Origin of the sequence: Paenisporosarcina sp. NPDC076907, from assembly GCF_050269735.1 — a bacterium.
Classification (GTDB): Bacteria; Bacillota; Bacilli; order Bacillales_A; family Planococcaceae; genus Paenisporosarcina.
Genome location: NZ_JBNNIX010000004.1, coordinates 90,967 through 111,263, shown reverse-complemented (window position 1 = coordinate 111,263; position 20,297 = coordinate 90,967). Strand labels below are relative to the sequence as shown.

Here is a 20,297-nt window from a genome sequence, read left to right as displayed (position 1 = left end):
TGCTAACTGCAGGCTGCAGCTTAAACTGAAATTATTTTCTTCCTTCGTATCCGTTCTATAAATTTTGTTTAGTCATTCTCCTCGTATTTCCTGTTATCCCTACAAACATTTTTGATCGAAGTGATCTAACGCCACATTGACTGAATAAATGTCGTGGATGTTATGTTCAAGACAATATTGGATGACCAGATCGAAGACGTTGCTGTCCGATAACGAGTAGCCCGCAGCACTTAAAAGCTCTTCCGTGTCATCGATATCGAGTTGCAACGCCAAAGCAAGCGCAATGGTCGTGTTTTTACTTGGACGATAGTCAGGATTGGAGCGTATCTTTGAAAACAGCTTCCGATCGATTCCTGCTTTTTTATAAATGTCGACATCGCTTTCACCTGAATCGTCAATCAAACGAAATAACACTTGGTTTAATGTAGGCTTCCGGTGATTGTTTATATAGTCTTCCAAATCAATGGTAAGACTTTCGGATTGTTGGATGTATTCCATATCCATATTCATTGGAGATTCCAAAATGATGTTCAATGTCTCGTTATGTAAGTGATTCTGAATATACGCGTCTATGTCTTTCAAAATTTGTGGATTGAGCAAAACATCCGCCTCCTAAAATGTCGCTTTGCAGGCGACCAAATCGTTTTGATTACTGGTTATGATTATCTTACCAACAAATGAAAGAGGATGATGACTTTGATTAACAATCGTACAGAAATTATTTTTCTGCTTGACCGAAGTGGCTCGATGTCAGGACTAGAAAAAGATACAATTGGTGGATTTAACGCGTTTATTGAAAAGCAATGTGAACTTGACGGCGAAGTATCACTAACAACTGTGCTGTTTGATCACGAATATGAAATTTTGTGGAACGGCATCAATGCAAAAGGTGCAAAGCTAACACAGGAAGATTATTATGTACGAGGTTCAACTGCTTTGTTGGATGCAGTCGGAAAGACTATTTTAGATGTCGACCGCAGATTGGCAAAGACAGCAGATGAGCTTAAACCGGGCAAAGTCATTTTCGTCATCACGACAGACGGAATGGAAAATGCTAGCCGAGAATTTACGCATGAAAAAGTAAAAAAACTAATTTCGCTTCAGGAAGAGAAACAGCAATGGGAGTTCATTTTCATCGGAGCCAACATGGATGCAGCAAAAGAAGCAAGCAGCTTAGGTATCCAGGCAGAAAATGCCTTTGATTTTGTCGCATCTGAAATGGGTGTAGAAGCCATGTATGAAATGGTGAACGAGAATGTTTCGATGAGAAGAAAACGTTAAAAAGTTCTTAATTCATAAATGGAGCGATGACAACCGTCATCGCTCCATTCTCTATTAAAAGACGATTCTAATATTTATAGCCCAGTCGAACAAAATAAAACAATTCGCCAGCCATCTGGATCTTCAATGGTAATACTATCTTCTTCCCAATAAGGATTTTCCGCTTCAACCTCCGGGTATCCCATCTTCGCTAATCTGTTCGCAACATCGGTAATGACCGCCCAATTCGGTAAATAAAGAACGAGGAGATTGTCTTTAGTTGGTGCTGGGCATGGTGACCCTGATACATGACGCGTAAACTCCAAGTGATAATTCTTGTCGGGCAGCCCGTACATCACCCCGTCATATTCATTATGGCCCCAAAACTCCCCGACCCGCTGTAGCCCTAAACCTACTTCATAAAAATCAATCACCCTATCTAGTTGATCTGTCGGTCTTGCGATTCTCATTTGCACAACAGGTAGTGCACTGGACCAAGGCTTTTACAACTTAACAGTAATCGGCAATACCGGATGTTTCAACTCTTGATATTGATCCCCTTCAACTTCGACTACGATTGGATGAATCGTAGCCGGTCGATTTGTCGGATACCAATGACGGCCTTCTTTCACTAATACAAGACTCCCAAGATTATCACCATAAAAACTAAAGGTATCTGACTCAGTTTGATACACATTTTTTATCGGCGATAAGAAATTGCTAAATTCAGTAACACTTGCAGAAGGTATTCCGACTTCACAAACATCAACCCAACCCGATTGATCATTAGAAATTTCCCGCTCCAAGATCTCCACAATATTCCCATCCGGATCAGTAAAGTACACTTGCTTTCCTTCCCAATACCCACTTAATTCCCCGTTAGAATTCGGCAAAATATTCACTTTTAAATCACTCAGTTTCTCAAACATATAATCATAAAAAGAAAGACTCGTTTTTAATGCAAAGTGGTAAAGGGGAGCTTCAGCACTGTCAGTTTGCTGAAAGGTAACAAGTGTTTTTCCCGCTCTTACGGTAAAGAAGCTTTGCTTTTCCTTTACAATGGGCATCTCCAAAGTTTCCGTATAAAATTTTTTCATCTCTTGAATATTCACGGTTTCAAAAACAACTTTTAAAATCTTCATTCTCAACACCTCAATGTATTGTACAAAATCACTTACCCCAAACCATATGTACATAAGGATGAAAGAATGCTACGGCTTTTGATTGATGACTTTTTTTCGCAAACAAAATCACCCTTTAAATCATTTGTTTGGATATCCATTCATATTGAATATCAGGTAAATTTTCTTCATTTTCTTGTCCTCTAGCTATGATTTCAAATCCATGTTTTTCATAAAATCGTTGTGCATTTTCATTTACTACAAATGTGTATAACGTTAATTTCCCACTTGATTGCGCTTTTACTTTATCTAATAATTTATGACCTATACCGATGCCTTGATATTCTGTATGTATATAAAGTTGGCTTATTTCCCGTTCATTGTAGGCAATCATTCCAACTACTTTTTCATCAATTAACGCAATATCTATTTGAAACTGTTCAGGTAATATTTGATTTAAAAAATAAACGTGATTTTCAAAGCTGTGAATTTCTTTCTGACCAATAGCCTGTTCCTTACTACCTCGCCACATTTCAACTGTTTGTTCAGCGTATTCGGGGCTATACTGTGTAATTATCATTTTGTGTTGTTTCACTACACTACCTCCTCAAGTTTCGTTATAGATTAATTAACAACAAAAAATGACCATCAAATTAGTTTTCAAATTGATGATCAATTTAATGTTTGCGATATAACGGAACGCGTTAATGGAACCCATTCCTTCTTTAATCTCCAATTCAGTTATATTCAGTTTGATTCATTTCCACACCCCATAGTAGATAATCTAATATTCCTCTTCTATTTTCCAGCTGTTTTGTAACTTCCTAATATAAATGATTTGACCAATGTGATAGGCATTATGAGTTGAGACATTACCGAGTACTTCCCACCACTCCACATGTTCAGGAAAACCATTTACTTCACTTTCAACTTTCTCTTCAGTTAATAATCCTTGCCATTGTAATAGCACTTCTAACAGTTGTTTTTTTAAGTCAGTAAATGTTTGACGTTCAAGAATGATAAAGCTATTATCATTATTTCCTATAGAAGGCACGGCATTGACGTGAGATTTTTGGTACCTTGTTTGCCATGTTTGATTCCAATATAAGAGATGCTGGACTATTTCAGCTATGCTATTACTATTTTCATTTGGTTTCCAAAATGCTTCTTCCTCAGACAAACTTTTCACTGATTCTGAAAATGGAGCGTACCAGCTAGGGTCATTCGCATTTGCTAACAACTGATCCGCTAAAACATCTTTTGCATGAAACATACTCTCACACTCCCTATCTTTTAGAGTTATTAGTAAATTCTACAAAGTACATGAATTGTCCTGTTATTATTGTTTATCACCTGTTCGCTTATTCTGGAATCAAAAATGGTCAATGTATCGATGGACTTTTTCAAAGGGATGCTTGATGGAAGAATGAAAGAATCGACACCAGCTTCCACAAAAAACAAGTAGCCGAAGATGCTATTTCGGCTACCCACAGACTTGCTATTAAAATGAACGGTCATCCACCTGATCGACCCAGCTTTTGACCTTTTCAAGAAGCCGCTCCATGCTTCCTTCTTCAAAAGGTGACTCCAGTTCGGCACTCTTTAATAGCTCTGGATACGGGAGTCTTCCCCCTTGCTTGCACATGTTCAGGAAGCTTTCCCAAGCCGATTTCGGATCCTCCTGCTGTTTGATCCACAACTGGACTGCCGCAAAATGGGCCAGGTCATAGTCCATGTAATAGAACGGCGTCGTGAACAGATGCCCGATTTCATAATATCCCGTTCCTTGCTCTAAAAATTCATCGTCATCATAGTCGCGCTCTGGCAAGTATTCCTGCTCCAGCTCTCTCCACTTTTGCTTACGCTCTTGCGCGGAGGCTGTCGGGAGATCGTACAGGAAATGTTCAAATTCATCGACGACAGAAACAAAAGGCATATATATGAATGCTTCCGTCAGATTCGAAAACTGGTATTTCTGTGTGTCCTCCCAAAAAAAACGATCCAGCCATGTCCAGACAAAACGTTCCATCGTAAATGAAAACACTTCACAGGAATCATACGGAATAATGTACTCATGCATGTTCGAGTGCCGGCTCATATAAAACTGGAAGGCATGACCAGCTTCATGTGCAAAAACCCGGACATCATTGGACGTGCCATTGAAATTAGCGAAAATAAATGAAGAACTTTCGGGACTCTGATACAAAGCGAATGCCCCGCCTACTTTGTTTGCACGCGATTCTACGTCCACATTCTTTTTTTCCATCAGCTCATCAATAAATGCGCCAGTTTCAGGTGACAGTTCATGGAATATGGAACGATAGACCTCCAGTATTTCCTCAGGTGTTCCTTTTGGCGCCGGTGCACCACTTGGGAAAGAAAAGGGCTCATCATAATACTTCATTTTGGATACGCCGATTCGGTTCCGCTGTTTCTCTTTAAGCGCCGAAATGAATGGCACTCCATGTACTTTTACTTGCTTGCGATATTGTACCAAATCTTCTGGAGTATGCCCGGTTCGATGCATACGGTCATAGCCAAGACCAACAAAAGAAGAATAGCCTAACGTTTTCCCGATCTTGTTACGTGTCTTTACCAGCTCATCAAGAATCCTGTCAAATTCAGCTGAATGTTTTTTGAAATATCGCGATTTCGCTTCAAACGCTTCTTTTCGCACCAAGCGATCAGTTGAGGCCAGATATGGGGCCATGGAGCTTAATCCCAATTCCTTCCCATCGAAAGGAATGACCGCTTTCCCTAACAGTTGCTGATACTCGGATACCAATTGATTTTCCTTTTGGATATCCACTCCCACTTCATCTGAGTAGGTTCTCTGCCTAATCTCCGCAATTTTAAAAATCTGTTTTCCCCACTGACCTTCCAGCTGTTCCCGAAACGTCGCGCTTAAGATAGCTCGGTAATAGGCACCGGTCATCCCCAGCCAAAGCGGTTCAAGCTGTTGGAATATTTCATACTTTTTTTTGTACTCTTCATTTGCCGTATCTCCAAAGTAAAGAATCCTCGCTTCATTTTCTGACGCTTGATAAATAAGACGATGACGGTTCAGTCTTTCGAACTGGATATTTTGCTCCTCAAAAGAAGCTGCATTTATAAAGCCTTTCAACATTCCCTCAAAGTCTTTTCCATATTGGTCAATATCCAAGATGGCATTCTTTTGTTTGATCGTATTCATCTTTCTCCCCCTACCCTTGTTACCTTAAAGAGTAATTTATTTTACTTTAAAACACAACAAAAAATACTCTGAAATAAAAAATAATTACGGCAAAGCGCAATTAATTCCCAGTCAGAATTAGGTAAAATTTAAGAGTGGGAAAAACACTTGCCCTTTCAGCAATCTGACATTGCTGAAGCGATTAGCATCGTAATAAGGGAGTAATTGGAAACGTATACATGAACAATACAACCAAGCCATTCAATTTCTTAACAAGCACGCATTGAGGATAAATTTAATAATAAAAGGGGGTTTGAAATGAAGTATGTAAAACTTGGTGTTCTCACGATATTCCTGTTAAGCGCTTGTTCGGGGGAATCTAAAAATGGAGATGCCGAAATTAAGCGTTCCGAATTGACCCAATTTGAAGAGAATCTGCTTTAACTTTCCAGTCAACATTCCCTGGTCTATGATTTGGAATTGAAGAAGGAAGCGGCAAAAGAAATCGTTGTGACAATCGACTATTATGAAAAAGGGAAGTTTGTCCGTCAAATTACCGAAATGACAGATCGGATTGTAGAAGATCAAGACAGTTTAAGACTTGCTGTTCTCCAACAAGTCAATAAGGACGAAGATAATTGGATTACTTCCATCATGAATGAGTCCGGTATGTCTTCAATTGCTTTTCCGCAACATACTGATGAACGGGAAAGAATGAATTTTGCAGCTACATCTGGCGGAATCGAATTAGGGGCCTTGGTGATTGGGGAAAGAAAAATAATACATACTATTGTTTACTCTAATTCAGACGATATGTCCATTTTACATGACATTGAAACAAAAGAAGATTTGAAGAAAGCCACTGACTATGAGCAAGTGTATATTGTTTCTGTAGAATTACGATAAAAACGAGAGGTGACTAAGTCATCGCTCGTTTTCAGTTATAGATGATGGTTGCTCAGTCAAAAGTGCCTACCCTCGAATCTCCGTAATGCTTTTCCCACGTAAATATGCGTGTCCTGTTATCCGTTTCTCCACTGACTGAAATCCATACTTTTGATATACTTTTTCTATTTTTTCATCGATTGGAAACACCCAAAGATTTTCAATTTCTTGTTTGACCGCTTCTTTTTGAATATGTCGAATAAGTTCTCCTATCAAACCTCTTCCTCTATATCCTTCTAATGTCGCGACGCTTTCCAATCTTGCTTGCTTCTCATTAATGAATAGACAGGCAGTGGCACAAGCTACCCCCTTGTAGCGGAGTAAATAGTGAACAAAGCTTGGATGATTAAATTCTTCTTCAAATGCTTTTTCCCTTACTTCTTTGCCACCAAATTCTTTAATGCTGCAATCAATAAACAAGGTATCCTCATAATTCTCTTCGGTGACAATTTCTATTGTGACATCATCATTGTGCTCTAATTCTATTATCTTTTTGTCCCAAAGCTGAACAGGGCTAATTAATTCTTCATAGCCAAAATGATTTTCTTTTAATGAAGCAATTAGATTTTGTAGCGAGTCCAGATTATACAGATAGAATCTAGGAACTAGTTGACGTGACTCATAAAAGGCAATCACTTCATCAATGATCGCTTGCGGATTATCACATGTCTCGCTGACTTGGGCATGGTTGGCATCATAATAAGATGGTTGATGTTCATTACAAAATAACGTCCCCCAAGTGGTATCGGTACGTTTTGAAAAAGTTTCTAAATAGGCAAAATCCAATTGAAAAATATCTTGTACAATCATGTTCTTACTCTCCTAATAAAAATCAATTCTATTTTCTACTTTCAATAAATTGCATTAAAATACCTGCATTCCACGACAGTAAAAACCTAATAATTTATACATAAAAAGTAGCCGATGATACAACCTCGGCTACTTTTGTATTTCCTATTTATTTTCGAAGTTACTGGTTTTAAGGATTGTTAATCGTACCGCCCGCCAGTGAATAACGTGCATTGAACTCCTGCAAGAATTGATTCGTAATTGCTTGATCATGAATGATAAGTAAATTCTCATCATTGATGTCTTCGCCGTTGGTACTCCAATTTGTAGAACCCACAATGACCGTTGGATCGCTATTCGTATCGGCATCAACAATCATCGTTTTGCTGTGCAGTTTGCGAGATTCAGCATCTTTGTAAACCGGTGCCGGATTTGCCCAACGTGTATTTGGATTGTTGACACTTCCCGTCACGGTTTGGCCAGTCATTTCAATACTTGCTGACCACCATTGCGTCCAGAAGCTACTGTCAAACACACCTTTTACATCGAACCCGGTAAGCGTTCCTTGTTGGTCTTCATAAGACCCTTCCCACTTATTCTTCAACTCATCTACAAGTTCCTGACTACTCCAAGCAAATATGGTGAAATAGGTTTTATAATCAGCTTCTGTTTTAATCAGATCGACCATTCTAGCAACTGCATTATCACCAGGTGAGAAATACACTTCGATTTTTTTACCGCCAACTGTAACTTGATGGGCAGTATTATCACTTTTACGTGAGCTGAAGTTAGAGATTTGAAGATTTGGAATCAATGTGCTTGACCCCCACATTTCATTAAACTCTGTTTCATAAATACGAGCCATTTCAGGTGAATTAACTTCTACAACATGATTCTGGTTGCCATCAAGAACACCCTTGGCCATGTTCTCATCAGACCCGTAAAGACCTGTAACGGTGAAATTCCAACTTCCAGTAAATACCCATTTATCATCAATAATAGCAAATTTATTGTGCATTTGTGTTGAGGGTGAGTAATAGCTACCATCCGTATCCTGTTCCGCCTCTACAAATAAATACCCTGTCATTTCAGTATTTCCCACCATAATGGTCTTTTGAGGAAAGTCGTTTGGTGACGAAGGTAATCCATGACTGCCGCGTTTTGTTGAATCTTCAACAGCTAACATAGCTGAGTCTGAAAGAACGGTTATATCATCTGTTGTTCCGATTACCATGTCTTTTCCTCTGACCATTTCTTCTATATAAAGTCTCATTTCTTCAAAACGTTCAATATAACTTGGGTCTGTCGCATCTTTTGAATCTGCAATTACTCGAACATCAACGCCTTGAGACGCTTTCAATAGTAGTGCATCCACTACTTTCGGAAGATTGATTTCATACGTGGCAAAATCAATACTCGTTTGCGCTCCGTTAATTCGCTCAATCAATCGGTTTTCAAGATTCACATTGTAATTGGCTTCATTATTAGTTGAATCATATTGATTAAGTGCACATTTATTAAAGTAAACATTAATGGCATCAGCAGCATTAGAAACCTGGTTTAAATGTTCAGCTGTATCAGTGCAGGCTCCATTTTGAATTTCTTTGGAATTAACTTTTCCAGGAGTCCCTATTCCTTCTACGTATGTGTCTGTTGATGTACGCCAATTGGTACCATCTGTACCTGCCGCCAATGGATCAATTCTTTCCATCGTCGCTTTTGCTGTATTGTCACCACTATGCCAAGCGTTAACTTGATCAATAACAGCTCCGCTAGCATCTTTTAATATAAAATTCTCACCAGCATTACCCATGCCCCCACTATAAATCTGGTTAGCAGAGACTTCAGAAATCGTTGCATCATCTGTTCTTTCAAGAATAAAGTAGCCGTTTGCAGGAATGGTTCCTGTTAAAGCAATATTCGGAGTTCCATCGGCAGTAGTCAATGTCCATCCATTTAAAGATATGGAAGCACTTGAATTATTGTAAAGCTCGATCCATTCATCATTATAATCTACGGTTGTTCCCATCCATGCGATTTCATTAATGACAATTTCCCCGGTCGCAGCAGCCTGAGCAACCTTTACCGGTGATACCGTTGGGATTAGTAAAGCTAACATTAAACCTACAGATGCGATGATTCTAACGATTTTTTTCATCAGTTCTCCCTTTTAAAAAATATTTGTTTTTTCAAACAAGTTAATCTTACCTGCAAGGAATGATTATTCACATGATTCTTTGTTTTTAATTTTTTGTTAATTTAACCCTTCAAAATCTTATATTTTAAAAACATGTTAATAACTTAGTAGGAGATGGGAGTGTCTTATTCCCTGCTCTGCGCATCAAATTGGGTGGCACCTTTTCCCCTTTCGGTACCTGTGCGTTTTGGGCATTAAAGTGCCACCCATATCTACATTCAGTACCACCTTTGAAGGTGCCTAATAATACAACAGGAAGCAAAAAAGCCAAGTTGGGCATCATCCAACTTGGCACTTTCTATTCATGTAGTGTTATCTCATTTTCTTTCGCATATTCTTCCGTCCACGTACAGAGACCATTGATTAATGGAATCAGACTGGTGCCGAAGTCAGTCATTGAATATTCTACTTTCGGGGGAACCGTGGCGTAGACTTTTCTCGAGATAATCGCTCGTTCTTCAAGCTCCCTTAACTGCTCAGTGAGCATTTTTTGCGTGATGCTCGGGATTGATTTTTTCAATTCGCCAAAACGCTTCGCCCCACTGATTAAATACCACAGAATAATGAGCTTCCATTTGCCCCCGATTAAATCGATTGTCAGTACCAACGCGCAATCGTACTCCTTTTTGACTTTGCTCATGTCGTCCTCCCTTTATTCATTCGTATGGTTTTCGTGCCTAACGCACAAAATAGTGCCGTATTGTGAAATTAATAAGCACTTCGTATACTAGCATCGTAAAGAAAACAATTATATTAACTGATAGGAGAGAATTAAAAATGACTTATCCACGCGCATTTTCACACATTGGATTATCTGTACCCAATTTGGAAGCAGCCGTTACATTTTATCACGAGGTCATGGGTTGGTATATCGTTATGGAACCATCGGAGGTTGTGGAAGAAAGAGAAACAGCAATCGGCCAAATGTGCATCGACGTATTCGGAGAAGGCTGGAAAACATTCAAGATTGCTCACATGGTCACATCTGACGGTATCGGCATCGAATTATTTGAGTTTGCCAATAGTGAAAAACCTGAAAATAACTTTGAATACTGGAAGAGTGGCGTCTTCCACTTCAGTATCCAGGATCCAGATATCGAAGGCATGGTGAACAAAATTGTGGAAGCCGGTGGCAAACAGCGAATGCCAATCCGCGAATATTACCCGAACGAAAAACCGTATAGAATGTGTTACGTCGAAGATCCTTTCGGCATCATCTTTGAAGTGTATAGCCATAGCTATGAAGTTACTTATTCCAAGGGAGCTTACTAAGCTACCTCCTACTCAGCAGGAAAGAAACGAGCGATGAATTGATCATCGCTCGTTTACTTCCTATTCTTCTACCTAATCGTTTCAATAAAGTGTTTCAAAATCCGCGCAGTCAAACCCCAAATCGTGTATTGCTCGTAATCATAAAACCATTCCTCCATCATCCGTGATCTCCATTGGTACTGATTACCGTTGGCTATTTTGTCGTATGGGAAATCGTTTTGTGGCATTGGTTGAACGGGAACCATATGCACGTATGGCTTGTGCTCCAACAGCCATTTGACTGGGATTGTGAAGATTTCTTCCACTTCATCTTTATTAAGGGCATGTATATGATGATTATCAATCGTCGCAACGAATGGGTAGACCACTAGTGAAGACGAAGGAATAAACACGCTCATCTGACCCAGCACGTGGATTGCTGAAGGTTCAATGCCCAACTCTTCATGGGTTTCACGAACTGCCGCATCCATTGGTGATGCATCAGTCGGATCGATTCGGCCACCTGGAAAACTGATATCCCCTGGTTGCTTTCTCATCGTCAGTGAACGCACTTCAAAAAGAACATGCCATTCTCCATCCACTTCAACTAGTGGAATGAGAACTGCCGATCGCATCGCTGTCTCTTCTCCAATAAATAGAGGTTGATTATGATTCAACCCATTTTTAATCTTTTCTAGAAACATTGAATCTTCCCCCACTTCATCGTTTTATCTCCCCCTATCGTATCATGAAAATGGTTTAATAAAAGAAATGAAGTGCTTGCTAATAACGGACTTGGAATCAGTTTCTATTGATTATGTCTCATATATACTATGGTCTGTTTCAAGCCTTCTTCATATGAAGTATTCGAGACTTTTCCAATCAGCTTTTCAACTTTTTCACCATTTAGTACAACTGGTTCTTCATTTAAATAGAACATTTCAACCACTTCACGCATCTGGCGATTAAACATCCCCAAAAAGCGAATCATATTCTTTGATATCGTGGACACACTCTTTTGATAGCCCGTGATTTCTCTGATCGTCTTGACCATTTCTTCACCAGAAATGACACTATGCCCCGGAATGTTCCAATTTTGACCATATGTCTCATTAAGTAGGGATAGACTGACGATGGCCTTTGCACCGTCTGGCGTGTAAATAAATTCCCTGGCAATCCGTTGATCTCCGACATAGCTCGATTTTTTATCTTTCACCACATTGACCAATGTGTAATGTAATATCGTATTTTCCGCATTGGGACCGTAGAAGTCAGGAAAATGGGCAATGAATGCCGAAACACTAGATTCCTTGACTAGTGTTTCAACTTGCAATCGTATGTTTCCTTTTTTCGTATGTGGATTTTTGATCGTCGTTTCACTTACTAGCGCACCACCACTACGTCCATAAGCATAAACATTATCCACTACGGCCAGCTTTGCAGCATGTTTTTCTGCAGTTTGAAGGATATTGGACATCAACAGAGGAAGCCGTTCTTTCCATTCGATATATGGAATATTGGCGGATTGATAAATAATGTCCACGCCCTGAGCCGCCTTATCCAAATCATCTAAACGAAATACATCTCCAACAAAGATCGTGACATTTTCATCGTTCCCAAAAAGCTTTTCTAACTTTTCCCGATTGCGTGCAAATGCGGTCACCATAATCCCTCTACTTAGCAATTCTTTTACAATTGAATAACCCATTCCACCGGAAGCGCCCAATACTAACACTTTCATCATCCCGATCCCCCTCGTTAATTAACCACCGGTAAATTAATATCAAAAAAAAATTAGGCAATGGCTTTCATCAAAAATTTTACGTGAACAATTGCCATTTCCCTAACATCCTCAAATGTATGAACATGCCTGCAATAATGCGTGACAAAACCATGTAAAGACAAGAAGATACTGTATATCTCCTGGAGTGATACTTTATCGCCACATAATGAGGATACGTTTTGTGCAAACAATTCGTAGCTCTTGGAAGGTCCTTGATTGATAAAATTTCGGACTTGCTCATCTTTAATTAAAAACATGATTTCATAATGACTTTGATGTGTAAGACCAAACTCAATAAACCCCAAAAGAATTTCCTTTAGTTTATCTTCGTTGCCGATCTCTTTTTTCATTACATCCATTTGTATTTGATCCAACATGAAGAAATGTTCTTGCACTAATGCGTAAAACAACTCGGCTTTATTTTCAAAATGATAATAAAGTGCCCCATGACTATACCCTAATTCTTTTGCTATTTGTCTCATGGATACATGCTGATACCCCTTCTTCACAAAAAGGTTTCTCGCAGCTTCCATAATCATTTCTCTTGTTAATTCCTGAAGCACAGATTTTCTTGGTGACATAATTTCCTCCTAATTAACCACTGTTCAATTAAATTATATTTGATAAATTTTCCATTGTCAATTTCAAAAAGAATCCAGCCACTAACTTAGTTGCTGGATTCTTGTGTACGTAAAAAAGGTTATTTAGGATAGTAGGAAAACCCCGGATATTTGACGACCGGCGAATCCACTTTGCGCAACGCATTCAATAATTCTGGTCCAACATGCAAATTGCTACTAACCAGTTGTTGAGGGGTAAGGGCCATCCATTGGTTTAACGACACATCAACAAATCGATCGCTCTTAAATATCTCCAAAAACCACAATGTTTCCGTACCGGTATTTTGAATATAGTGCCCTGTGGCAAAAGGGACATAACCTACATCACCAGCTCGATAATCAAAAGTACGAGCTGTCCCATTTCCAGCAAACACCGTCATGCGTCCCTGTCCGGTTAGGTAATACTGCCACTCATCGTTGTTCGGGTGCCAATGTAGTTCTCTCATCGCACCTGGTTTAATCTCAACAAGCGCAGCTGCAATTTTTTTAGATATAGGGAAATTTGATGAGTCGACGATTCGAACGCTACCACCAGGGGTAATAATTGGTGTTTGTGCTAGCAACTGATGCTTGAAGCTTTGAGGAATGGTTCCATAAGGAGACTGGACCTTCTCGCTTTCCAACGGACCGGGGACCTTGTCTTGATATATATAGACCTGCCCCGAAGGAATGTGGTCAAATGTACTGATTGGCACACCAAAATTGGCAGACAACACATCGTTCGGCGTGTGTGCAAACCAATCGGAGATGGATAACGTGTTAAGGTCTGAAAAGTTGCCGTCATCGAAGACAAGTAGAAATTCACAGTGTTCTAACCCTTGAATTGAATGCGGAAGACCAGGGGGGAAGTACCAAAGGTCGCCGGGACCTACGTCGGCAATGAAATTTCGCCCCTCTGAGTCGATTGCTGTAATTCGTGCCCTACCTAATATCATATAAGACCATTCCGCTTGTTGATGCCAATGCAATTCCCGAACACCACCGGCTGTTAAGCTCATATCTACCCCTGCCAGCGTGGTCGCAATGGGCAATTCCCTGACGGTTATTTCCCTTGACCAACCCCCGTGATTTAATGTCATTGAAGTATCTGAGAACGAAAATTTCATGTTAGGAAGCAAACCAGCGTCCGTTATAGGTGGCACTAACAAGTCAGGGTTTTCAAGATCCCGCATAATATCCCGGGGACCTGTATCATACCCTCCCGCACCGTCATTTCGGATCGGTTGTGGCACATTTACGCACATACCTTGATTCTGTTCCGGACTTTCCATCTCATAGACCCCTCTCATTGATTCGCATTCTGCGTGTACTCACTAAATGATATATGATGCAGAATCCGTATAAATGATGCCTCTCAAGTGTGATTAATAAAAATCGACGCTTTCTAATTAGGAAGAAACGGCAAAAGAATAAAGGAACATTTAAAATGATAGGGAATATAGTAAATTAAATTTAATAAAAGGCACAAGTCTAATTTTGAACTGAAAGGGAGGATAATCATGATACCACCCAAAAAATCGTTTCAATGGATTGGAATTTTTATTCTTTATACAGTAATTATATTTATCAGTTTGCTTGCAACCAGAGTACTGTTTGGAAGTGAACTTTCGAATCCTTCGATAATTAGTTTGCTGATCATTTCCAAAGTCTCTGCTTTAATACCGAGTATTGGTGGGTTTTTGGGTAAGCGGATTTTCTTTATCATCTATACAGTGTCTACGATAGTAGGTATGCTTTATATGTTTTATGTAGTGTTAGGGAATACTGCACCTGGATGGGGAGATTTAACCAGCATTATAGGTTACCTATTTATCGTTGGAGTTGGAGCTGTTTTAGCTTTAGTAACGGAAGTTGTTAGTTACTTTGTAAAAAAAAACACTAAATAAATAAAAACCCCCTGTCAAGTTTGCAGGAGGCTCAAATATCAAGATTTAATATTAATGTCAATCGTTGAAGCGACCGAATTCAATTTCGGCCGCTTTTTTATTTTGACCAGTCCTCATATTGCTGACAAAGAGCCATAAAGTTTCTTATTTTTCTCAACCCATTAATATTTCGCGGATATCTTCTTCCGTCATAGCCTTTACTGGCTCTTCACCTGCCTGAATGACTTCGTCAATCAGGTTTTGCTTTTTCATTTGAAGTTCGGTGATTTTCTCTTCAATGGTTCCTTTCGCGACTAAGCGGATGACCTGAACTTCGTTTTTCTGCCCCATGCGGTATGCCCGGTCGGCAGCTTGCTGCTCGACCGCAGGATTCCACCAAAGATCATACAGAATCACCGTATCGGCACCTGTCAGATTCAATCCAGTACCGCCTGCTTTTAATGAAATAAGAAATAAATCTCCTTCGCCTTCATTGAAGCGGTTGCATAAATCTACACGTTCCCTAGGAGGTGTTTTGCCGTCTAAATAAAAATAATGGTGTCCACTTTTACTCAGTCGCTGCGCGATGATACCGAGCATTTGCGTAAACTGGGAAAAGACCAATACTCTTCTTCCTGAGACTCGGCATTCTTCCAAAATTTCCATCAATTGATCAAATTTCGCTGACCCACCATCATATCCTTCAACAAATAAAGCAGGATGGCAACATAGTTGCCGAAGCCTGGTCAATCCAGCTAAAATTTTAATGCGATTTTTTCTAAAGCTGTCTTTGTTCAAATGCTTTAACGCATCTTGTTTCAATTCCGCCAAATAAGCGGCATACAACTTCTTCTGCTCTTTATGCAACTCGGACAACTGAATGATTTCGACTTTATCAGGCAGTTCTTTCAAGACCTCTTTTTTCAATCTACGTAAAATGAACGGGCGTACTCGTTTTGCTATATCTGCCCGTCTCATTTCACTATAGAGTCTTCGATTCGGCAGCAGTTCCGGAAAGACGACAGAGAAAATCGACCATAATTCATCCAACGAATTTTCAATTGGCGTCCCAGTAAGAGCAAAACGATATTCTGCCTGAATCACTTTGACTGCTTTCGCCGTTTGTGTGACCGGATTTTTAAATGCCTGTGCTTCGTCTAAAAACAAAGTATGAAAGTTTTTATCACGGTACAGCGCTCGATCCATACGCAACACCGGGTAAGAGGTAATGATGACATCAAGTCCCGTACTTTTTTTTGATAAAGACGCTCTTTTGGCTTTATTGCCATCTATAATTCCTGCTTGTATATCAGGAGCAAATTTTTTCAATTCATTCAACCAGTTATAGACCAAAGATGAAGGCGCGACAATCAAGACCGGCAACTTCCGCGCACGAATATCCGGAAGCACAGATAAGATGAACGCAATGCTTTGCAGTGTTTTGCCAAGCCCCATATCGTCAGCCAGAATGCCTCCAAATTTATATTTGGCCAGCAACTTGAACCAGCTAAATCCGACTTTCTGGTAGTCACGGAGCACGTTCTCTAAACTCTCCGGCACTTCACTAATCAAGTCATTGGGACGATGTAAATTCTTCATTAACTTTGCAAATGTTTTCCCTTGATCCACAAGCTGCCCTTCTTCAAGAGACTCAACCAGATGCATTCCTTGAATCAAAGGGACACGAATAACTTCCTCATCGAAATTATCTGCCGTTATTCCTAAGTCCCGCAGGAAATCATTCAATGCCAAGAATTCCTTTGTCTCGAGAGACATTAACGTACCGTTAGGAATTCGGTAGTATTTTCGCTTTTCTTCAAGAGACTTCAAGATTTTCTTGATTTCTGATTCTGGAATTCCTTGAAGGTCAAAACGGAAAGCCAACCAATCCGTTCTTTCCCCAATTTCCACTTTGATTTTTGGACCGGCATACGCTTTTTGCACCCGTAATTTCACCGCAGTCGTGGCATAAATCTGAACGAGTTTTTCTATTTCGGGAACGACATGAAACAGAAAATGATATTCCGATTCTTCGTCGTGCATGTAAAAACCACCATCAGTTTGATTAAAAGAACTGTCTTGGATTAATTTCATGATTTCTAATTCTTTATTACGCTGCCGACGGACTCCAGGATAGTGACGGAACTCATCTTCCGTTTCTTCACAAGGATTAATGACTAAATGTCCATAATGGAACTCCAGCCCAGCTACCAGGCGATGTTTGATTCGGTCCAAATACAATCTTGCGCTAAGTGGCGTTTCCACCCAGCGTTCTGTAATCGAATCTGCAATCTGTACTTTCCCTATTCGTTCTAAACCAGGAATGACCGTTTCCATAAAGTGATTCATTTGAGCAGAAGAAATGTGGAGCCGCTTTTGTGACCCTTCCATTAGTTCTTTTAGTTCGGATAGACGGTTATTATCTTCTGTGGACATTTGGATGAATGCCCCACCAGATAATGCTGTTTCGTATGCTTTTAACACGAGAATCTCATCTAATCCATTAACATTCAGTTGATAACCACCTGAACGAGCTTCGTCAAATCGAAAAGACAAAGGCAATTCTTTCTTTAAATGAACACCTTCCACCTTCCTACCAGCATGCGCCACCTTCACTAAAGGAGCTTTCAGCAATAAAGGCAGTAGCTGCTCCCAATCGGAGGCAGAGATGACCAATGTATCTTCTGCAGAATCCAAACCTTCTGCAATACGCTGGCTTTTCATTAAGAAGAGAATGACGTCCTCTGTTTCTTTGTCAAAACTATAGATTTCCGGACTATACAAAAAAGCTGGAGCACATTCATATGAATCTCCTTGCTCCACTTTCTTCAAGAATTCTCTCACGTTTACGATACTAGCCATACTTTCAGTACCAGCTTTTATTTGTATCCCCAATACATAGCCTGCTTTCCCAAGAAACACAGGGCTACAGTGAAACTCTACTTGGAGAACCTGCCGCTTATCAAAATGAAGCCGCTTGCCTCTTGGTCTTGGCGTTTGTGGAGTAAATAAACCAAGCATTTTAGCCGTCATGGGATTTTCCCGCTGTTGGTTTTCATCAATCGCCAAAAGAACACCCGCAATATGATGGCAGTATGTCGTTACGAATCCTACAGGCGGACAACTGCAGGAAGCTAGAACTTTCCCATCTTGCGTTTGTGTCACGTTTACCTCAAACATGTCTCGGCCTTCGACAATTGCCTTAAAGGATAAATCATCCTCTGAACCGGGCTTGATAAAGATTTTCCCTGCTTGGTTTAAGGCTCTGCCTTTTTTATAAGCGACCATTCCGCACAGATTTTTTATTTTTGAGTCATTTATTGAAAAATTCATAGGGTGATCCTTCCTGAAGCTCCAGGTTGAATGGAGAAATCTGTCTAGGTGTTTTCCCTATTATCTCGGACTGAGGTTTTCGTTACAAGCATCCAGCCACACAATGCCATATTCCACTGCTCACGATTATGTTTTTTGTCCTTACGTTTCTGAGATTAGTACATACTTGGAGAGTTTAGAGAACGCTATCTAAATGTAAGAAGGGTATAATTAATTGGAAGAAGGTAACATTAAATGAGATGTTTTTATATAGGAAGTAAATCAAAAAATATAGTATGTGAATGAAAAAATACAAAAAGACAGTAGAAGAAAAGGTGATTCGATGACAGAGGAAAAACCAATGTTAGAAACAGGATGGAACTTAGACAACAGTTATGCTCGACTCCCTAAATCATTTTTCACGAAAATCACTCCAAATGCTGTTCCTTCACCGGAATTCGTAATCTTTAATGATACTTTGGCAACAAATCTGGGTTTGAATATCGAGGAGTTAAAAAGTAAAGACGGAGTAGCGGTGCTTGCTGGCAATAGCATTCCCCAAGGTTCAATCCCGCTAGCTCAAGCGTATGCTGGGCATCAATTCGGGAATTTCAATATGTTAGGCGATGGTCGGGCATTGTTGGTTGGCGAACAAAGCACGCCTTCAGGTGAACGGTTTGATATCCAGCTCAAAGGTTCTGGTCCAACTCCTTATTCACGCAATGGCGACGGCCGAGCGGCACTTGGTCCGATGCTGCGTGAATACATTATCAGCGAGGCTATGCATGCCCTTGGTATTCCTACTACCCGTAGTCTTGCAGTAGTGACTACCGGTGAGTCCATCATCCGTGAAACCGAACTGCCTGGTGCTATTCTTACTCGTGTCGCTGCCAGTCATATACGTGTTGGTACTTTTCAATACGCTGCAAACTTTGGGTCCCTTGAAGACGTCCGGACACTGGCTGACTATACAATTGAGCGCCATTATCCACATATTGCAGATGATGAAAATCGATATTTATCACTACTCCAGGAAGTCATTAACCGTCAGGCTGATTTGATTGCCAAATGGCAACTAGTTGGCTTTATCCACGGGGTCATGAACACCGACAACATGACCATCAGCGGTGAAACCATCGACTATGGTCCTTGCGCTTTCATGGATACCTATGATCCAGCAACAGTATTCAGTTCAATTGACCGTCAAGGCCGCTATGCTTATGGGAATCAACCCTATATTGGTGGGTGGAATCTCGCACGATTTGCAGAAACACTATTGCCGCTTCTGGATGATGATCAGAATGAGGCGATTAAAATGGCCACAGTAGCAATCGGGGAATATAATAAGTTCTATCACGAGAACTGGTATGCTGGAATGAGAGCAAAACTTGGTATTTTCAACGAAGAAGAAGCGGATGAAAAACTAATTGAGGATCTCCTAAATATGATGCAGAATTATAGTGCGGATTATACAAATACGTTCCGTGCACTCACTTTAGATAAGTTGGAAGAGACGGCTCTATTTAACAGTGAAGAATTTAAGCTGTGGAATGAGCTGTGGCAAGCAAGACTAAAAAGACAGCAGGAATCAAAAGACGACTCTCAGCGGTTAATGCGAAACAGCAATCCTGCAATAATTCCTCGTAATCATCGAGTGGAAGAAGCACTTGAAGCTGCAGTTGAACGTGGAGATTATAGTGTGATGAAGAAGCTGTTAGAGGTTCTTTTTAGTCCTTTTGAACATACTAGCGAAAAGGGTAATTATTGTATGGTTCCTGGGGAATCGACAGGTTTTTATCGGACTTTTTGTGGTACATAATCAAAATCAATTACTAATATACACAAGAAAATGCCTGTCATCGAGTGAAGTGTGAAACTACTTCATTCGATGACAGGCAAATTGATCAACACATCTGGCTGTCTAGCTGCCTCCAATATTGAATATGAAACCAAAATGGATGACCATCTATACGGTAATGGCA

Annotated in this window: 20 protein-coding genes; 6 read left to right on the top strand and 14 right to left on the bottom strand. The window is 40.1% G+C overall.

Annotated features, from left to right (window positions below; translation table 11 throughout):
• Window positions 1-99 precede the first annotated feature (99 nt).
• A complete protein-coding gene (locus ACQKEV_RS13560) occupies window positions 100-600 on the bottom strand; it encodes a hypothetical protein (protein ID WP_427446872.1) in 501 nt (166 codons plus the stop codon).
• A gap of 96 nt (window positions 601-696) precedes the next feature.
• Here ACQKEV_RS13560 and ACQKEV_RS13555 point away from each other — a divergent pair, with 96 nt between their 5' ends.
• The gene (locus tag ACQKEV_RS13555; protein WP_427446870.1) at window positions 697-1,281 is read left to right on the top strand and encodes a vWA domain-containing protein; all 585 of its coding nucleotides are present in this window, start codon (window positions 697-699) and stop codon (window positions 1,279-1,281) included.
• A gap of 74 nt (window positions 1,282-1,355) precedes the next feature.
• Here the strand turns inward: ACQKEV_RS13555 and ACQKEV_RS13550 are convergent, their stop codons facing one another.
• The 5 genes from ACQKEV_RS13550 to ACQKEV_RS13530 all read right to left on the bottom strand — a co-directional run bounded on the left by ACQKEV_RS13550 (window position 1,356) and on the right by ACQKEV_RS13530 (window position 5,574).
• Window positions 1,356-1,730 carry a VOC family protein gene (locus ACQKEV_RS13550; RefSeq protein ID WP_427446868.1) on the bottom strand — a complete coding sequence of 125 codons (375 nt, stop codon included), beginning with the start codon at window positions 1,728-1,730 and terminating at the stop codon, window positions 1,356-1,358.
• Window positions 1,731-1,763: 33 nt separating this feature from the next.
• On the bottom strand, window positions 1,764-2,402 hold the full coding sequence (locus ACQKEV_RS13545) for a VOC family protein (protein WP_427446866.1): 639 nt from the start codon (window positions 2,400-2,402) through the stop codon (window positions 1,764-1,766).
• A 115-nt stretch (window positions 2,403-2,517) separates the two neighbouring features.
• Window positions 2,518-2,976: an N-acetyltransferase family protein gene (locus tag ACQKEV_RS13540; RefSeq protein WP_427446864.1), complete on the bottom strand. Its 459-nt coding sequence runs from the start codon at window positions 2,974-2,976 to the stop codon at window positions 2,518-2,520.
• A gap of 189 nt (window positions 2,977-3,165) precedes the next feature.
• Entirely contained in the window at window positions 3,166-3,654 is a 489-nt protein-coding gene (locus ACQKEV_RS13535; RefSeq protein WP_427446862.1) for a DinB family protein, read from the bottom strand.
• Window positions 3,655-3,882: 228 nt separating this feature from the next.
• Window positions 3,883-5,574 carry a M3 family oligoendopeptidase gene (locus ACQKEV_RS13530; RefSeq protein ID WP_427446860.1) on the bottom strand — a complete coding sequence of 564 codons (1,692 nt, stop codon included), beginning with the start codon at window positions 5,572-5,574 and terminating at the stop codon, window positions 3,883-3,885.
• Between the two features lie 297 nt (window positions 5,575-5,871).
• On the opposite strand from ACQKEV_RS13530, the gene ACQKEV_RS13525 reads away from it, so the two are divergent.
• Together ACQKEV_RS13525 and ACQKEV_RS13520 are read left to right on the top strand one after the other, a co-directional pair.
• Window positions 5,872-5,997, top strand: coding sequence for a hypothetical protein (locus ACQKEV_RS13525; RefSeq protein WP_427446858.1), 126 nt, complete (start codon window positions 5,872-5,874; stop codon window positions 5,995-5,997).
• A 30-nt stretch (window positions 5,998-6,027) separates the two neighbouring features.
• The gene (locus ACQKEV_RS13520) at window positions 6,028-6,459 is read left to right on the top strand and encodes a hypothetical protein (RefSeq protein ID WP_427446856.1); all 432 of its coding nucleotides are present in this window, start codon (window positions 6,028-6,030) and stop codon (window positions 6,457-6,459) included.
• Between the two features lie 66 nt (window positions 6,460-6,525).
• On the opposite strand, the gene ACQKEV_RS13515 is transcribed toward ACQKEV_RS13520, so the two are convergent.
• The 3 genes from ACQKEV_RS13515 to ACQKEV_RS13505 all read right to left on the bottom strand — a co-directional run bounded on the left by ACQKEV_RS13515 (window position 6,526) and on the right by ACQKEV_RS13505 (window position 10,124).
• Entirely contained in the window at window positions 6,526-7,308 is a 783-nt protein-coding gene (locus tag ACQKEV_RS13515; protein ID WP_427446854.1) for a GNAT family N-acetyltransferase, read from the bottom strand.
• Window positions 7,309-7,477: 169 nt separating this feature from the next.
• The gene (locus ACQKEV_RS13510) at window positions 7,478-9,445 is read right to left on the bottom strand and encodes a phospholipase D-like domain-containing protein (protein ID WP_427446852.1); all 1,968 of its coding nucleotides are present in this window, start codon (window positions 9,443-9,445) and stop codon (window positions 7,478-7,480) included.
• 337 nt (window positions 9,446-9,782) lie between these two features.
• Window positions 9,783-10,124, bottom strand: a complete 342-nt coding sequence (locus tag ACQKEV_RS13505) for a winged helix-turn-helix transcriptional regulator (protein ID WP_427446850.1) — start codon at window positions 10,122-10,124, stop codon at window positions 9,783-9,785.
• A 137-nt stretch (window positions 10,125-10,261) separates the two neighbouring features.
• On the opposite strand from ACQKEV_RS13505, the gene ACQKEV_RS13500 reads away from it, so the two are divergent.
• Entirely contained in the window at window positions 10,262-10,756 is a 495-nt protein-coding gene (locus tag ACQKEV_RS13500) for a lactoylglutathione lyase family protein (RefSeq protein WP_427446848.1), read from the top strand.
• Window positions 10,757-10,824: 68 nt separating this feature from the next.
• Here the strand turns inward: ACQKEV_RS13500 and ACQKEV_RS13495 are convergent, their stop codons facing one another.
• From ACQKEV_RS13495 to ACQKEV_RS13480, 4 genes are all read right to left on the bottom strand, one after another.
• A complete protein-coding gene (locus ACQKEV_RS13495) occupies window positions 10,825-11,439 on the bottom strand; it encodes an NUDIX hydrolase (protein WP_427446846.1) in 615 nt (204 codons plus the stop codon).
• Between the two features lie 104 nt (window positions 11,440-11,543).
• Window positions 11,544-12,479, bottom strand: a complete 936-nt coding sequence (locus tag ACQKEV_RS13490) for an SDR family NAD(P)-dependent oxidoreductase (RefSeq protein WP_427446844.1) — start codon at window positions 12,477-12,479, stop codon at window positions 11,544-11,546.
• 50 nt (window positions 12,480-12,529) lie between these two features.
• A complete protein-coding gene (locus ACQKEV_RS13485; RefSeq protein WP_427446842.1) occupies window positions 12,530-13,099 on the bottom strand; it encodes a TetR/AcrR family transcriptional regulator in 570 nt (189 codons plus the stop codon).
• A 119-nt stretch (window positions 13,100-13,218) separates the two neighbouring features.
• Window positions 13,219-14,409, bottom strand: coding sequence for an oxalate decarboxylase family bicupin (locus tag ACQKEV_RS13480; RefSeq protein WP_427446840.1), 1,191 nt, complete (start codon window positions 14,407-14,409; stop codon window positions 13,219-13,221).
• A gap of 228 nt (window positions 14,410-14,637) precedes the next feature.
• Between ACQKEV_RS13480 and ACQKEV_RS13475 the strand changes: the two genes are divergently transcribed.
• On the top strand, window positions 14,638-15,024 hold the full coding sequence (locus ACQKEV_RS13475; RefSeq protein ID WP_427446838.1) for a hypothetical protein: 387 nt from the start codon (window positions 14,638-14,640) through the stop codon (window positions 15,022-15,024).
• Between the two features lie 153 nt (window positions 15,025-15,177).
• Here the strand turns inward: ACQKEV_RS13475 and ACQKEV_RS13470 are convergent, their stop codons facing one another.
• Complete coding sequence (locus ACQKEV_RS13470; RefSeq protein ID WP_427446836.1) at window positions 15,178-18,336, bottom strand: SNF2 helicase associated domain-containing protein; 3,159 nt, start codon at window positions 18,334-18,336, stop codon at window positions 15,178-15,180.
• 322 nt (window positions 18,337-18,658) lie between these two features.
• Here ACQKEV_RS13470 and ACQKEV_RS13465 point away from each other — a divergent pair, with 322 nt between their 5' ends.
• A complete protein-coding gene (locus tag ACQKEV_RS13465; protein WP_427447098.1) occupies window positions 18,659-20,134 on the top strand; it encodes a protein adenylyltransferase SelO in 1,476 nt (491 codons plus the stop codon).
• The last annotated feature ends 163 nt before the right edge of the window (window positions 20,135-20,297 follow it).